The sequence below is a fragment of the Nocardioides sp. Z38_18 genome, from assembly GCF_058215695.1.
The window spans coordinates 2,135,133-2,149,598 of sequence record NZ_JBZAJE010000001.1 but is presented as its reverse complement, the minus strand read 5'-3'; the positions used below and the strand labels follow the sequence as shown (position 1 = coordinate 2,149,598).

Genomic DNA, 14,466 nt, shown 5'->3' with positions numbered 1-14,466 from the left:
CCGCGACGGACGGTCTAGCCGCGGTCGGCGAGGAGCTGGATGCCCAGATCGTTGGCGTTGTTGGCGACGTCGGAGAGGACGATGACGGCCTTGTGGCTGTCGCGGTCGATGCCGAGGTAGGAGGCGTAGCCGCCGGTCTGCCCGGCATGGGCGGTGATCGTCTGACCGTTCTCCCAGGTGGAGACCCACCAGAAGTCGCCGATGCGGGTGTTCGACTGGTCGGTCTTGGTGGTCGGCTCAAGAGCGGCCAGACCGGGCGCGGTCTCGTCGAGGACTGCGGTGGCAAGTTTCGCGAGGTCTGCGGTGGTGGAGACGGCGGCTGCGCCCGGTGCGTAGGCGTCCATGACCCATGGTTGGGCCGCGAGCCCGGTCTGCGTCGTTCCGCCCTCGAGCAGAGGACCGTCGACCTGAATGGCGGTGTCGGTCATGCCGAGCGGCTCGAACAGTCGGGTGCGCATCAGGTCGGGGTAGCTCAGGTGGGTTGCCGCCGCAACGGCCTGCCCGGCGACGGCTGAGCCGAGCGTGGAGTAGACGTAGCGGCCCCGGTCATCGAGCGACTGTGCACGAGCCTCGGTGGTCATCTGCCCGGAGTCGGCGGTCAGGAAGCCCCTGCCCAGGGGCGCTTTCCACGCACCGCGGCGCACGGTGGCGGCCCCGAACTCGGAGTAGCCGGATGTGTGGGTGACGAGCTCGTGCAGGGTTGCGGTGCCGGCCGGAGAGCCCTTGAGCTGCGGGAGGTAGGTGGAGACTGGGGCGTCCATGCGGATCTCGCCGCGGTCCACGGCGTCGGCGATGACCAGTCCGGTCATCGCCTTGGTCATCGAGCCGACCTCCATCACGGTGGTGTCGTCGGCACCGATGCCGGCCAGCCGCACCGGTTGGGTCGCGTCCAGGTCGACCTCGGCGACGGCGACGCCGTGGTAGCCGGCCAACCAGCCCATCCGAGCTTGATGGTCTAGATGCGCCAGGACTGTCGGGTCTCCGTTGCGGGTTTCTGACAGCTCCGGGGCCAGCACCCACGACGTGACCGCGACGGTGACTGCGCCTATGAGGACGGTGAGCAGCAGGCGTCGTGTGGCGAGGTAGCTCGCGGCCAGGACGACGAGCATGAGGAGCGCTTTCCAGCTGTCGTCGGCGTAGCGACCGTACCGGCCGCCGACCACGGAGAGCAGCAGCATCGAGGTGGGGATGGCGACCAGGGCCGCGGCGACCAGGACCTTGCCGGGCCAGCGACTGGCGAACGTCGCCGAGTCGTGGGCCAGCAGTGTCCGCAGCGGGCGGCGGCGTACCAGGCTCTCGAACACCGCCACCATCAGGACCCCGGTCAGCAGATGACCCACGAACCCGAGCTCCAGCAGTACGCCGAAGGCGAGCCAGACGACGACAAGTCCGACACCGGCGCCCACGGTGGCGCGGGGTCGGCGCTGGCGTTGGCGTTGGCGCTCAGGCAGTGACAGCTGGTTGGGTTCTGCGGTGCGGGTGGTGTCGTCGAGGAGGTTCTGGGTGGGGGTCATCCGCTGCACCTTTGTGCGTAGTAGGAGTTCACGAGCTCGCCGATCTCGGCGGGCGCCTTCGCCGGGGTGCCGGCGTCGTAGAGGGGTTGGGAGTCGTACTCGAGGGCCAGTTGGACGGCTTGGGCGACCGCCGGACCGTGACTGAGATCCAGCAGCATCAGGGGAAGGTCGATTCCGGCTGGGGCGCCGGGGGGAGGTGGCACCTTGCCGGCCCAGACGACGTGGTGGTCGCTGTAGGTGATGCCCGCGTCTGAGAGCAGTTTGGGTTGAGGCCCAGTGTGTGGCGACGGATGCGCCGCCCTCGGGCGCCGGCTGCAGCCAGGTAGCCCGAGCCGGTGTCGACGCTGAGCGTCCCGATCGTGGTGGGGGCAGATGGCGCAGCCACTCGACCAGTCGGGGTCCAGCTCACCTGCGCAGTCAGCGTCGGGTACGACCTCTACGACGGCGCTAGCGAGGTTGGTCATCGTGCGTGCGTCATTTCGGCGGTGATGGCCGCGGGCTTGAAGCCCTTCACGATCAGGTAGATGCCGAAGCTGAGCTCCCAGAAGAACTCGGGCAAGCTGGCGAGGACCAGCGGACCTGAGCTGGGCTCGATGACTCCGAAGATGACGGCCGTGCCCGAAAGAAGGATGCCGGTGCCGCCGAGGAGCCCGAGCATCGCCATGGCGCGGGGAACCAGGCCGGTGCGGTACATCATGTAGCCGAGCAGGAGCCCGTTCCCGACACCAACGACGACCCCTGGACCGAGGTTGAACGTCCACTCCTGCAAGGTGGTCAGCGCATGACCGACGGCTCGGAGGCTGGAGTCATCACCGGCGGAGCCGGAGAAGTCCTGACGCATGGTGACAAGAGTCAGGACGCTGAGGATGCCGACAGCGATGAACACGCTCTCCATGATGCGAGCGGCCACGAAGCCGAGGCTCATCGCGGGAAAGCGCCTTCTCAGCACGGGGTAGAGCGCGACGGCGGTGCCGATGTTGGCGAAGATCAGGATCATCTCGGCGAACGCGCCCCACAGGACTCGGGTGTCCTCGCCGCTGCCGGCGATGTAGTCGGCGTTCTCCAGGAACGGCGGGTAGAGCGCGAACTTGGCGGTGATGGAGGTGATGTAGGTGATGACGAACAGGACGCCGACAACGAGTGCTGTCCGACGCATGTTGTCCATCGGGGCTCGGGGCGAGCTCTTGGTTGCGGGGGTGTGGGCGGTGGTGGTCATGACTGTCTCCTCTGATGTGGTGTGTGCCTAGCGGGGTTGACGCTGGGGGAGTGGGGGCGCTCTTCGGGTTCAGGCTGAGTGACTGAGATCAGGGGCTGGCCGGTGTCGCGGACCTGTTGGAGCAGGCCATGGAGCGCGGCCTGGTCGACGACGTGACCCTGGATGAGGGTGGTGCCGTCGCCTGGATCGGTCAGGGTCATCGGCTCGAAGTGGTTGGCCCAGCGGAGCGGCAGGCGGCCCTTGATGCGGATCAGGTACCAACCGGAGTGGGGTCCTCGATCGGCGGGCGGGGTGTTCATCGGTGCTCCTTGCGTGGTGCGGTGCGTGCACGCTAGGAGCCGACTTGGTGAGCAGGCGTCACCACATTTGGTGAGCAGGTTGGTGAACTTCGTTGCTTCCGGTCGCCGTCAAAGTCTGCGTCGGCTCGACTGGTCCTGTAGGGGCTGTTGGACGGTCAGCGGCTCGGGCCGCGCAGCAGACCCATCCGCGCGGCTTCGCGAACGGCCTCACGACGGTTGGTGACGCCGAGCTTGGCGTAGATGTGGCGGGTGTGGGTTCGCACAGTGTTCACCGAGACGCTGAGCTCGCGGGCGATGTCGGGCCCGCCCAGGTCGCTCTCAAGCAGCCGCAAGACGTCGAGTTCGCGGTCACTGAGCGAGTCAACGAAAGTCGCCGCCGCGGGTGTGCCGAGGCCTAATTCGTCGGGGTGCTGCGCCTCGGCGTCAGCGGCGGTGAGCACGGTGCGCGCGTACTGCCCACCGGCCGCGTCGGGCTTGATGGTGGCGAGCAGTACGTCGAGGGCTGGGCGTGCGTCGAGGAATACCCGGAGGTGGCCCTCACTCTCGGCCAGGGACAGCGCCTCGCCCAAGAGACGTGTGGCCCGCGACCGGTGGCTGCCCTCAGCCTCGGACGCCAACGCCAGGTGCACGAGGATCTCGATGAGGTTGCCCGTCCTGCCACCCGCGGCCGCTGCGATCTGCAACCGTTCGAGCAGTCCTCTGGCGACGTGCACGGCCGTCGGCGAGCGTCGGGCACGGTGCTGGGCCAGCAGCACCATGGCGAGGGTGATGTGCTCGAACTCGCGCATGTAGGTGAGCTCGTCATCGGCGGCGAGGTCGAGGCCCTGCGCCCAGGACTCCGCAGAGGCGAGGTCTCCGGCAGCGAGGTGTAGGCGTGTGCGCAGAGCTGCGATGGGGCGCACGTTCGGGGCGAAGTCGCCGAAGTACACCTGCTCGGCCTCGTTGAGGAGTTCGATCGCCGCCGGGAGGTCCCCCTGTGCTGCGAGGAGGCGCGCCTGGGCGACGCGGCGGCGGTAGGGGTTCTGGGGCAGACCTGCGGCGTCGCCGAGGTCACGGCTCAACTTCAGGTGATGGGCGGCCGTCGTTAGGTCGTTGCGCTCACAGGCGATACCGCTGATTCCGACGTACATGTCAGCAGTTCCTCGGGTTACCGGGGCTGGGTCATTCTCGGCGAGGCGCAGCGCATCACCGTAGGACCGTAGTGCCTCGGTCAGGCGCCCTTGGGTGATGCGGAGGTCGCCCACTGTGATGGAGCAACCGAGCACGTCGGAGATGTGCCCGACCCGCCGTAGCCCGGCCACGCAGATCGAGTAGGACCGGTGCGCCTCCTCCAGGTCGCCCCCGGCCCACCGCGCGAGCCCGGCCGTGGCGGCGGCCCCAGCTCGGGTCAGGTCATCATCCTTGGCGGCGATGGCGGTGGCCCGGTCGGCGTGCGTGATGGCCGCGGCCAGATCGCCGTGGATGAGCGCCAGGGCGGAGCGGTACAGCTCGAGTGCTGCGGGCATCCGTACCCACTCGACCCGGTCGACGACGGTGATCCCGGGTGGTGGTGGGCTCGCCGCACCGTTGGGACCGGGGGCGGGCATGTGTTGCTCGAGGTCGTGCAGGCGTTTCGGGACGTCGGTGAACTGCCCACTCGACATCAGCGCCCCGATGAAGCCCAGTGCCAGAACAGGCCGTGCGTGCACCAGCTCGTCCGGGAATGCCGTCAGCCAGCCCGCGATGATCGCCTCCTGCCGGTCTCGTTGCAGCGCAGGCACGGCTAGCTCGGCGAGGTCGGCGGCGTAGTCGAGGTCGCCGGCCGCGAGCGCGTGGCGTACCGCGGGGACCGATTCACCGGCCGCGTCGTACCACCGGCTGGCGCGGCGGTGTAGGTCTGCGACCTCTGCGGGTCGAGCTTCGAGGAGGTGGGTGCCGAGCACCTCGGCGAACAGGTGGTGATAGCGGTACCAGCGGCGGGTGGCGTCGAGCGGGACGAGGAACAGGTTGGCGCGGTCCAGATGTTCGAGCGTCTTTTGGCTCTCGGTGTTGCCTGTGACGGCCGCGCACAAAGGTCCGCTCAACCGGTCGAGGATGGAGGTCTGCAGCAGGAAATCGCGGACCTGGGGTGGTTGCCGACTGAGTACCTCTTCGGCGAGGTAGTCCACGATGTAGCGGTCGTCGCCCGCGAACGCGGCGATGAACGCGGCCGGGTCACCACGGCCACGCAGTGAGAGGGCCGCCAGCTGCAGGGCGGCGATCCAGCCTTCGGTGCGGGTCTCCAGTACCGCGATATCGCCTGGTGTGAGTTCGAGCGCGGCGACGTCGTTGAGGTAGGCCGCGACCTCGGTCGGGGTGAAACGCAGGTCGGCGGCGCGGATCTCGACCAGGTCTCCTCGGGCGCGCAAGCGCGCCAGCGGCAGTGTCGGGTCGACGCGGGTGCTGATGACCAGGTGTACCTGGGGTGGAAGGTGCTCGAGGAAGTACGCCACGCTCGGTTGCAGGTCGGGGTTCTCGATGAGGTGGTAGTCGTCGAGAACCAGGTCCAGCTCGGTCGGCGCACTGCTCAGCTCGTTGATCAGGGTGGCCAAGACGCCGTCGAGGGGCGGGCGACCCGTCCCCAGCAGCGTCAATGCGCTGTCCCCGACCTCTGGCACCGCCCGCTGTACTGCGGTGACCAAGTAGGTCCAGAACCGGGCGGGCTGGCTCTCTCCCTCATCCAGGGACAGCCATGCGATGCAACGCCCGCACTGGCGGACGTACTGAGCCACCTGGAGAGCAGCGTTGACTTCCCGAAGCCGGCTGGTGCGGAGACCAGGGTGAGCCTCGCAGTTCGACCTCGGTCCAGCAGTTGGTTCAGCCGGGGGCGTGCCACAGCATCTCGGCGGGGCTGCGGGACGAAGAGCTTCGTCTCCACCAAGGGACCTGCCACCACAGCTCCCCTCCTGGGCGTCGAGGCGATGCGTCGAGCCTAGAACACCGAGATGTGTCGGCGCGGCTCCTATGATTCGTGAGTGCCGTCTGCGGTGCTCGCCACGAAGCTGTTCGCGCCGGCCCTGCGCTCCCAGGCCGTCGCGCGCACCAGACTGCGAGAACGGCTCGACACCACCCTCGAGCCGGGCCACCGGTTGACGCTCGTGTCCGCTCCCGCCGGCTTCGGGAAGTCCACCGTGCTCAGCGACTGGGTCGTCCACCTGGCGCAGCGAGACGCCGAGGCGCGGGCTGCGTGGCTGTCCCTAGATGAGGGGGACAACGATCTCGGACGGCTGCTGAGACATCTGGTCGCCGCCCTGGCAGGCGTCGGCGTCGACCTGAAGGAGTCGGCTGTCCTCGACATGCTGCCCGGTGACCCGAGAGCGGCCATGACCTCTGTGGTCAACGCTGTCGCGGATGCCGCAGAGCAAAGGCCTGAGGTGCGCTGGGTGTTGGTCCTGGACGACTACCAAGTCATCACGGCGCCTGAGGTCCACGAGGCCGTCTCGTTCCTCCTCGAGCACCTACCCGACCAGCTGCGCCTGATGATGGCCACACGCGCCGACCCGCCCTTTGCGCTCTCGCGGCTGCGCAGCCGCGGGCAGCTGGTCGAAGTGCGTGGCGCCGACCTTCGTTTCACACGGGACGAGGCGCAGCAATTCCTCAACGAGGCGATGCACCTCGACCTCGACACCACACACGTCGAGGCCCTTGAAGGACGCACGGAAGGCTGGATCGCCGGCCTGCAGCTCGCGGCACTCTCGTTGCGCGCGATCCCCACCAGGTCTGAGGTCGGTGACTTCATCGAGGCGTTCACCGGCAGCAACCGGTTCGTCATCGACTACCTGGCCGACGAGGTCTTGGCCCGGCAGCCCGCAGGGGTTCGCGACTTCCTGCTGCGGACCTCGGTCCTCGAGCGACTCACCGGTTCCTTGTGCGAGTCGGTCAGCGGTCAGTCCGGTGGGGCCGCGATGCTGGCCGATCTCGAGCGCGACAACCTGTTCCTGGTCCCGTTGGACACCGAGCGCACCTGGTACCGCTACCACCACCTCTTCGCAGACGTACTGCACGCACGGCTGCTCACCGAGGACCCTGACTTGGTCCCAAAGCTGCACCGGCGGGCCAGCGACTGGCACGCCGAGCGCGGCCTCGCCGCCGACGCCATCCGGCACGCTCTGGTCGCCGAGGACTTCACTCGCGCCGCGTACCTGATGGAAGAAGCGCTGCCCGCGCTTCGATGCGCCCGCGAAGACCAGCTGATGCTGGCGTGGATCCGGGCGTTGCCGCCCGCGGGCGTGCGACGCAGCCCGGTCCTGAGCATCTGGGCCGGGTGGGCACACATGATGACCGGTGACCTCGATGGGCTGGAGGCGCGCCTCGATGACGCCGACGCCGCGCTGGAGGCCGGCAGCGTTGATGAGGACCTGACGGCGACCTGGGCACAGACCGAAGACCTTCGCACCGCAGCGGCGACGATCTTGGTCTACCGGGCCTCCCTGGCCCAGGCCCGAGGAGACGTCGCCGCAACCGTGCGCCACGCTCGAAAGGCCTTTGGGCTGGCCGGCCCAGAGGACCACTTCGTGCGTGCCGGTGCAGGCGGGTTCCTCGGCCTGGCCGCGTGGGCTGCCGGTGACATCGAAGAGGGCCTCGCCACGTTCTCCCAGGCGGTGCGCAGCCTGCACGCCGCAGGAAACCTCGTTGATGAGCTGGACGGCACGGTCGTGCTTGCCGACATGTGGGTCGCCGCCGGGCGGCCCCGCCGCGCCCGCAGGCTCTACGAGCAGGCGCTCGCGACTGCGACCGTGAACGGTGAGCCGTACCCGCGGGCGACCGCGGACCTGCACGTCGGACTGGCCGACCTCGACCGGGAACTCGATGACCTCACCGCCGCCGAGATCCACCTGGAGACCGCGCGCGTTTTGGCCGAGCGGGCCTCCATCACCGAGAACCGACACCGGTGGCCCATGGTCGTGGCCCAGGTGCGTGCCGCTCGCGGCGACCACGAAGGAGCAGCGCGCCTGCTGGAGGAGGCGGCGTCGCTGTACCGCCACGGGTTCTACCCAGACGTGCGCCCGATCGCGGCGATGCGGGCCCGTCTTCAGATCGCCACGGGTGACCTGGAGACGGCCGAGACCTGGGCTCGGGAAGCGGGGCCAGGAGTGGATGATGATCCTGACTTCCTGCACGAGTACGAGCACCTCACCCTGGTCAGGCTGCTGGTGTCCCACCATCGCGCCTCCAAGCGCACCGAGAGCAGCGCAACGACCCCGGCACTCACAGGCGCCATCAGGCTCCTCGACCGGCTGTACGCCGCCGCCGACGCCGCGCACCGGGATGGCAGTCTGCTGGAGATCCAGGTGATGCAGGCCCTGGCCCACCACGCCGGTGATGACGGCGACATGGCGCTGAGGGTCCTGAGCCAGGCGTTGCACGGCACACCGGAGCCGGAGAACCATGTCAGGCTCTACCTGGACGAGGGCGTTCCGATGCAGGACCTGCTGCGCGACGCCGCCCAGTTCGGGAACGATGAAGAGGAGCAGGCCCTTCGGGCTTGGGCACGACAGTTGCTCCAGCGCAGTAGGGCCGTGGGCGAGGAACCAGCACTTCACCACGACCCGCTGGCCGACCCACTGAGCCAACGCGAGGTCGAAGTCCTCCGGCTCTTGGACTCCGAGCTGAGCGGGCCCCAGATCGCCGCCCAGCTCTACGTCTCCCTGAACACGCTGCGCACCCACACCAAACGGATCTTCACCAAGCTCGACGTCACGTCCCGCGCCGCCGCGGTACGCAGGGCCCACGAGCTCGAGCTCATCTGATCTGACCCCGGCGCCAACGGTTCAGGCCTGCGGTCGGCTCGATGTCACATCGTCAATCACATCATGTGGTGACGCCGAGACCCCCCGCCGCTTCCTAGGTTTCAGATATCCCCGCCGCACCGGCCGCGGACCAACCCGAAAGGGGCCAGACATGACCATCACCGCGAACCTTTTGACCCGGTGGGCCGGCCTAGCGGCCGCCGCCGCCGGGGCCATCTTCATCGGCGTCCAGATCAACCACCCGCAGCTGAATGCCATCACGATCCAGACCACCGAGATGGGCGTGCGCGACACGTTCAAGGTGCTGATGGCCGCCCTCGCCCTGGCCGGCATCACCGGCATGTACCTGAACCAGATCCGCAAGCACGGGGTCCTCGGGTTCATCGGCTACGTGGTGTTCGCCGTCGGGTACCTCGGCATCATGTGCGTCGCCTTCACCGCCGCCTACGTACTGCCCGAGGTGGCCACCTCCAGCACGAGTTTCGTCAACGATGCCATCTACGCCAACACCGCGCGGGGCACCGTCGAGGGTGACATCGGAGCGTTCGGCCCGGTACTGAAGGTGCTCGGGTTCGCCTACCTGGTCGGCAGCCTGCTCTTCGGCATCGCGCTGTACCGGGCACGGGTCCTACCCCGCTGGGCCTGCGCCCTACTCGCCGTCGCCGGTCTCGCCACCGCCGGCCTCGCGCTGACGCCCGACTCCGTCTACCGCCTGTTGGCCTTCCCCAACGGCATCGCCATGATCGCCCTGGGCTACTCGCTGTGGCAGGTCGCCCGCAACGACGCCGCGACCCAGTCGCAGGCCGTGGACACCCCAGCACCCAGCACCGCAGGTGCCGCGTGATGGTCATGCCCACAACCCAGCGCCGCCCCCAGCCCGGCACCGGCTCTGCACCGGCGCCGGGCAGGGGGCGGCGCTGGGCCGGCTGGTGGGTGGTGCCCGGCCTGCTGGGGCTTGCTTTCATCCCGGTCCTGGGCGGCAGCGGACGGCTCATTGAACTGCTGGGCGGACCCGAGGTCCTGCCGACCGACTCGCGGTTCGCCGCGTCCCCGATTCCACTGGTCGCCCACATCGTGGCCTCCGTCGTCTACGCCGTGCTGGGTGCCTTCCAGTTCTCCGCCCGGCTGCACCGTCGCCACCCCGGCTGGCATCGCCGAGCCGGGCGGCTCCTGGTGGCCCTCGGCCTCGTGGTGGCGTTCTCCGGGCTGTGGATAACGTTGGCGTACCCACAGAAGGAGGGCACCGGCGACATCTTGTGGGCGACCCGGCTGCTGGTCAGCTCGACCATGGGAGCCAGCGTCATCCTCGGTCTGGTCGCCATCCGCAGCCGCAACATCGCCCGGCACCGGGCGTGGATGACCCGCGCTTACGCGCTCGCGCTCGGCGCCGGCACCCAGGCGTTCACCGTCGGCTTCGGTGAGGTCCTCCTCGGCGCCGGTGTGGTTCGCACCGACTTGATGATGGCGTCCGCCTGGGCCATCAACCTCGCCATCGCTGAATGGGTCATCCGCCGCCCCGCCCGCCGACGGGCCAATCGCGTCCGCCGCGCCCACCCAGTTCTGATTGGTTCGTCATGACCTCGCCAGCACCCGACGGACCCGCCTCCTACGAGTTCCGGGTCCAGGGGCATCTCGACCACTACTGGTCGACCTGGTTCGACGGTTTCACCATCACCCACCAGGACGACGGCACCACCACCCTTCGCGGCGTGGTGCGCGACCAGGCCGAACTGCACGGCCTGCTCGCCAAGGTCCGCGACACGGGCGCACCCCTGGTCTCGGTCACACCCCTCTGGGTCGCCGGCAGCGACGACCCCGGCACCAACTCCCAACAACAGCAACATCCCTAGGTCACGAGAGCAGGCACGACGAACGTGATGCCTAGGTCGACGCAACACCCATGCGCCAGTCACCGCCCATCCCGCTCGAGCAGGAGAAACCAATGGTCACTTTCATGCCGGCCGCATCCACGACCGCATCCGCCTCTGACCTGTCCCCGACGCGCCCCGCTAGCGTGTCGCTGACTGCGCGCGGCGGTGCCGGCGACGAAGTTGAGTACCGACCTGAGTACCTGCGCTGATGGCAGAGCCATCAGGAAAAGGCACAGTCGACGTCATGACCGCACACCTCCCCCGCACCGGACCAGCCAACCGACCAGCCACTGGACCCGACGCTGCCAGCCCGACACCGCGACTCCGGACCACTCTCCTGACCAGCCGCTGGTCCCGCGCCGTCGTCCTCGCCGGCGCAGTGGCGGCCGGAACCTTCACGGTCTCCGGGTGCGACTTCGCCACCGACACCCCACTCAGCGTCACCTCGACCACCCGTGCGGCCGCCCCTGGTGACCCGATCACCGGGAAGGTCATCTACCCCGACGGGAAGATCACCGTCACGATCGCACCCTTCGCCTCCCCCCGGAACGCCAAACTGCACCGGACCGCAGGGGAGAAGGCGTGCGAGTACCACCGGTTCTCCAAGAAGTACTCCTGCCCGACCACCGACCTCGAGCAGGGCCTCTACATAGTCCAAGTCACCGACGCCGCCCAACCAGGTGAGGGGACCGCCCAGGCGCAGGTCGCAGTCACCGACGCGGTCACCGAGGCTGGCGGCTACAACCCGCACATCGTCATCAGCAACGTCGAAGGAGAAGCCAAGACCGGTCCCGCGACCCTGAAGCTGACCGGGTGGCGTCCCGGCGTGCCAGTCCAGATGAGCATGATCGATGAGAACGACAAGACGGTCTTCACCGGCACCGCTGTCCCGGACAAGGACGGGGCCGCCACCGTGCGCACCCCGTTCCTCAAGGTCGGGCACTACAATCTCTCCGCGACCGACGGCCTGTGGAAGTTCAGCGGCGACGAGGGCTCGCAGAACGACGTCTACGGCGGCCTCGAAGTCTCCTGAGCAGACGCGACCGCAGCCGCAACTCGCCCAAGGTCCTCCAGCCGTCACGGCACGCCGATCATCGACCACGCAGAGTCCAGGGTTCGCCTCGCCCAGGGCACGGGCACGGGCACGGGCACGGGTGCGGCGTACCCTCGGACCAATCGACATAGTGGCAGCCGATCCGCGGCTGAAGGGAGCGTCATGGCAGTAGACGCCAGGCACACTCTGTGGGTCCCCAGCGCGATGGTGTTCGGAACCGGTATCGGACTGACCGTCGGCGTGGCCTTGGGTGGCGCGACCTTCATCGCCTCGGGCATGTTGTTGGGCGCGGGGATCGGCCTTGTGGTCGGTGCCGCCGCTGCTGCTCGCCGAACCTCACGCGAGTTGACTCCTGGGAGTTCGGGTGACGGCGTGAGCGGACCAAGCTCCGGGGGGCATTGATCATCGCCGTGAACTTCGTGGTGCCACGGCTTCGGAGGGGCAGGCGTCTTTCGGCGAGTGGACTTGGTCCAAGTTCGCCGGCGACCTGCCCATATCGGTACTGATAGGGCAAGTCAGGACCTTGGTCCCTTATCGATGGCTGGCCTACAGACTCGAAGACAGGCCCCCGATCGAAGAGGCCCGGACCAAATCCCAGTTGCCTCGTGACCGCCAAGCAGGCGTCAAACCCACGGCCCCTGTGGTCAATGGAGAGGCATCAGCCATGCATGACGTACGTGTAGAAGAAGACCTGCTGGGACCCAAGGAGGTTCCGGGTGATGCCTACTTCGGCATCCATACGGTCCGCGCCATGGAGAACTTCACGATCAGCGATGTCACCATCAGCGACGTACCAGAGATGGTGCGCGCAATGGTCCAGGTCAAGAAGGCCTCGGCGCTGGCCAACAAGGAGCTGCACACCATGTCGGGGGAGAAGGCAGACGCCATCGTGGCTGCCTGTGACCAGGTCCTCCAGCAGGACCGCTGCATGGACACATTGCGATCCCGAACAACCCCGAGACATCCCAGGTGGATCAAAATCTGAGGGGTACAGTGGGGACATCAACAGCGCGGCTCGCGGCATCAGCCCAGGTCAGAGCGATTTTCTCGGCGAGAAGTCGAGGGATCTCGAAGTCCCGGCCCCCGGCCTAACTGGTTCAAGGGGTCGCAGGTTCAAATCCTGTCAGCCCGACCGAATTCAGGCTCGGAGATCTGCGATCTCCGAGCCTGAAAGCGTCTGAGATTTGATACACCCTCCACTTACCCTCCACTTTCAGATCGCGCCCGCGGCGAATCCCGGTCCGGCGCCCATGGTGCTCCTGACGGTTCCGGATGACTCCCGCTGTTGTGGGATCGGGTGCGCACCTGTCCTGCATGGACACGTTGTCGAACCCAGCGGCTGCCTTGGAGCCACTGCTGAGCACCCAACAGCTCGCCGACTACCTCTGCGTCCCGCTCAAGACTCTCTACGAGTGGCGCACCGGCGGTCCCGGGCCATGCGCCGTGCGGGTCGGTCGGCATTTCAAGTTCGCGGTCTCTGACGTTCGGGCCTGGGTCGCACAGCAGCGCGAGAGCTCGCCGGGGCGCGTGCTCAAAGCGGGGGTGATCTGATGCCCAGACCGCGCACTGCGATCGGGACCTTCGGGCAGATCGAGTTCACCAGGATGCCCAATGGCACGGTCCGGGCACGTACGAGGTGCAAGGACGCCGATGGCAGGCTTCGCCGCATCGAGGTCGCCGTACCCACGCGCAAGCACATCATGGAGGTGAACCACTTGTAGGGTGCGGCCATGGAAGAGTCGGTCGCGCAAAGGCTGCATCAGGTCATTCAGCCGGTGCACTCCTTCATATATTTCGCCCCGGAGCCGGCCTCGGAGTATGCCGCCCTCGGCTACACCACCCACGCGGGCTACTTTGCCGGACGCGGAGCCGCGCTTGGGCCGGTCAGCGCTGAGGTGCTCACGGCGACCTTCTTCAACTTTCGCCATGACACGGTCGTCGCGGGTACGCCTTCGGACTGGACGCGGGCCGACACCGACGCCATCCAGCAGGCGCGTTACCGCGCAGTCGGGGCGGCGCTGGACCGGTTGGCCTCGGGGGTGCTGTCGGAGACTGAGATCGCCGAGGCGACGGACTTGTGTCAACGTGCCTGCGACCGGATCGGATACGAGGGCAAGCCGCTCGCGGCTGGCAACCGGTCGGCTCCACTGCCCGCCGACCCGCTCGTGAAGCTCTGGCAGCTCCTTGCCGTCATCAGGGAATGGCGCGGCGACGCCCACGTCGCGGTCCTCTGCTCAGAGCCGCTCACGGCGCTGGAGGCCCTGGTGCTCGAGAGCAACCGGTCGTTGCCGGTCAAGCTGCTCAAAGCGACGCGTGGTTGGTCGCAGGACGAGTGGAGCGGCACCGTCGAACGACTGGCTGCGCGGGGACTGGTCACCTCGGGCGGTGAGCTCACCGATGCCGGCAACCGGTTCCGCGACGCCATCGAGGAACGCACGGACCGAGCGAATCTGCCCCTGTGGGAGACGATCGGTGAGGAGGCGACGATCCGGTTGCACGACCTGTTGGTCCCCCTGCGTTCAGCGATCGCCCGGAACGGCGGCTTCGCACGTCGCGACGCAGCGTTCGGTTGATCTGTCGGTCGGCTGCCCGCGCGACCCGGTGCCGATTCCTGGACCGGTAAGCAGTCGCTCCTGACGCCCGCAGCCCCGGTGAGCACTCGAGGCCGGGTTGTTCGTCCCAGGCGCTGGGCGTACCCCGCGTCGGCACCGACGACGATTCTTGGCGCTAGGTGGCCCACTTGC

14 protein-coding genes are annotated in these 14,466 nt (G+C 68.0%); 9 read left to right on the top strand and 5 right to left on the bottom strand.

Annotated elements, in window-relative coordinates; all coding sequences use genetic code 11:
• Positions 1–14: 14 nt before the first annotated feature.
• The 5 genes from AC4BGC_RS10425 to AC4BGC_RS10405 all read right to left on the bottom strand — a co-directional run bounded on the left by AC4BGC_RS10425 (position 15) and on the right by AC4BGC_RS10405 (position 5,500).
• A complete protein-coding gene (locus tag AC4BGC_RS10425) occupies positions 15–1,514 on the bottom strand; it encodes a serine hydrolase (RefSeq protein ID WP_490555552.1) in 1,500 nt (499 codons plus the stop codon).
• A complete protein-coding gene (locus AC4BGC_RS10420) occupies positions 1,511–1,672 on the bottom strand; it encodes a hypothetical protein (RefSeq protein WP_490555551.1) in 162 nt (53 codons plus the stop codon). The genes AC4BGC_RS10425 and AC4BGC_RS10420 overlap by 4 nt, the downstream gene beginning before the upstream one ends.
• 302 nt (positions 1,673–1,974) lie before the next feature.
• Positions 1,975–2,730 carry a DUF4386 domain-containing protein gene (locus AC4BGC_RS10415; RefSeq protein ID WP_490555550.1) on the bottom strand — a complete coding sequence of 252 codons (756 nt, stop codon included), beginning with the start codon at positions 2,728–2,730 and terminating at the stop codon, positions 1,975–1,977.
• Positions 2,727–3,029 (bottom strand): DUF8691 family protein, encoded by a 303-nt coding sequence (locus AC4BGC_RS10410; protein WP_490555549.1) that lies wholly within the window; start codon positions 3,027–3,029, stop codon positions 2,727–2,729. The genes AC4BGC_RS10415 and AC4BGC_RS10410 overlap by 4 nt, the downstream gene beginning before the upstream one ends.
• Positions 3,030–3,184: 155 nt before the next feature.
• Positions 3,185–5,500 (bottom strand): winged helix-turn-helix domain-containing protein, encoded by a 2,316-nt coding sequence (locus AC4BGC_RS10405; protein WP_490555548.1) that lies wholly within the window; start codon positions 5,498–5,500, stop codon positions 3,185–3,187.
• Positions 5,501–6,022: 522 nt separating this feature from the next.
• Between AC4BGC_RS10405 and AC4BGC_RS10400 the strand changes: the two genes are divergently transcribed.
• From AC4BGC_RS10400 to AC4BGC_RS10360, 9 genes are all read left to right on the top strand, one after another.
• Complete coding sequence (locus AC4BGC_RS10400; RefSeq protein WP_490555547.1) at positions 6,023–8,797, top strand: winged helix-turn-helix domain-containing protein; 2,775 nt, start codon at positions 6,023–6,025, stop codon at positions 8,795–8,797.
• A 151-nt stretch (positions 8,798–8,948) separates the two neighbouring features.
• Complete coding sequence (locus AC4BGC_RS10395; RefSeq protein ID WP_490555546.1) at positions 8,949–9,641, top strand: hypothetical protein; 693 nt, start codon at positions 8,949–8,951, stop codon at positions 9,639–9,641.
• Entirely contained in the window at positions 9,641–10,375 is a 735-nt protein-coding gene (locus AC4BGC_RS10390; protein ID WP_490555545.1) for a DUF2306 domain-containing protein, read from the top strand. The genes AC4BGC_RS10395 and AC4BGC_RS10390 overlap by 1 nt, the downstream gene beginning before the upstream one ends.
• Positions 10,372–10,647: a DUF8691 family protein gene (locus AC4BGC_RS10385; RefSeq protein ID WP_490555544.1), complete on the top strand. Its 276-nt coding sequence runs from the start codon at positions 10,372–10,374 to the stop codon at positions 10,645–10,647. The genes AC4BGC_RS10390 and AC4BGC_RS10385 overlap by 4 nt, the downstream gene beginning before the upstream one ends.
• A 265-nt stretch (positions 10,648–10,912) precedes the next feature.
• Positions 10,913–11,701, top strand: coding sequence for a hypothetical protein (locus tag AC4BGC_RS10380; RefSeq protein WP_490555543.1), 789 nt, complete (start codon positions 10,913–10,915; stop codon positions 11,699–11,701).
• Between the two features lie 685 nt (positions 11,702–12,386).
• Positions 12,387–12,707: a lyase family protein gene (locus AC4BGC_RS10375; protein ID WP_490555541.1), complete on the top strand. Its 321-nt coding sequence runs from the start codon at positions 12,387–12,389 to the stop codon at positions 12,705–12,707.
• Between the two features lie 287 nt (positions 12,708–12,994).
• The gene (locus AC4BGC_RS10370; protein ID WP_490555540.1) at positions 12,995–13,273 is read left to right on the top strand and encodes a helix-turn-helix domain-containing protein; all 279 of its coding nucleotides are present in this window, start codon (positions 12,995–12,997) and stop codon (positions 13,271–13,273) included.
• A complete protein-coding gene (locus tag AC4BGC_RS10365) occupies positions 13,273–13,443 on the top strand; it encodes a hypothetical protein (protein WP_490555539.1) in 171 nt (56 codons plus the stop codon). Before AC4BGC_RS10370 ends, AC4BGC_RS10365 begins: the two co-directional genes overlap by 1 nt.
• A gap of 9 nt (positions 13,444–13,452) precedes the next feature.
• Positions 13,453–14,295 carry an SCO6745 family protein gene (locus AC4BGC_RS10360; RefSeq protein ID WP_490555538.1) on the top strand — a complete coding sequence of 281 codons (843 nt, stop codon included), beginning with the start codon at positions 13,453–13,455 and terminating at the stop codon, positions 14,293–14,295.
• Positions 14,296–14,466 lie beyond the last annotated feature (171 nt).

What these genes read in the sequence shown, in the direction of transcription:
- AC4BGC_RS10410 (WP_490555549.1), bottom strand. Translation starts at nt 3,029, where the DNA reads ATGAACACCCCGCCCGCCGATCGAGGACCCCACTCCGGTTGGTACCTG.
- AC4BGC_RS10370 (WP_490555540.1), top strand. Translation starts at nt 12,995, where the DNA reads ATGACTCCCGCTGTTGTGGGATCGGGTGCGCACCTGTCCTGCATGGAC.
- AC4BGC_RS10380 (WP_490555543.1), top strand. Translation starts at nt 10,913, where the DNA reads ATGACCGCACACCTCCCCCGCACCGGACCAGCCAACCGACCAGCCACT.
- AC4BGC_RS10360 (WP_490555538.1), top strand. Translation starts at nt 13,453, where the DNA reads ATGGAAGAGTCGGTCGCGCAAAGGCTGCATCAGGTCATTCAGCCGGTG.
- AC4BGC_RS10415 (WP_490555550.1), bottom strand. Translation starts at nt 2,730, where the DNA reads ATGACCACCACCGCCCACACCCCCGCAACCAAGAGCTCGCCCCGAGCC.
- AC4BGC_RS10375 (WP_490555541.1), top strand. Translation starts at nt 12,387, where the DNA reads ATGCATGACGTACGTGTAGAAGAAGACCTGCTGGGACCCAAGGAGGTT.
- AC4BGC_RS10425 (WP_490555552.1), bottom strand. Translation starts at nt 1,514, where the DNA reads ATGACCCCCACCCAGAACCTCCTCGACGACACCACCCGCACCGCAGAA.
- AC4BGC_RS10390 (WP_490555545.1), top strand. Translation starts at nt 9,641, where the DNA reads ATGGTCATGCCCACAACCCAGCGCCGCCCCCAGCCCGGCACCGGCTCT.
- AC4BGC_RS10385 (WP_490555544.1), top strand. Translation starts at nt 10,372, where the DNA reads ATGACCTCGCCAGCACCCGACGGACCCGCCTCCTACGAGTTCCGGGTC.
- AC4BGC_RS10365 (WP_490555539.1), top strand. Translation starts at nt 13,273, where the DNA reads ATGCCCAGACCGCGCACTGCGATCGGGACCTTCGGGCAGATCGAGTTC.
- AC4BGC_RS10420 (WP_490555551.1), bottom strand. Translation starts at nt 1,672, where the DNA reads ATGCTGCTGGATCTCAGTCACGGTCCGGCGGTCGCCCAAGCCGTCCAA.
- AC4BGC_RS10395 (WP_490555546.1), top strand. Translation starts at nt 8,949, where the DNA reads ATGACCATCACCGCGAACCTTTTGACCCGGTGGGCCGGCCTAGCGGCC.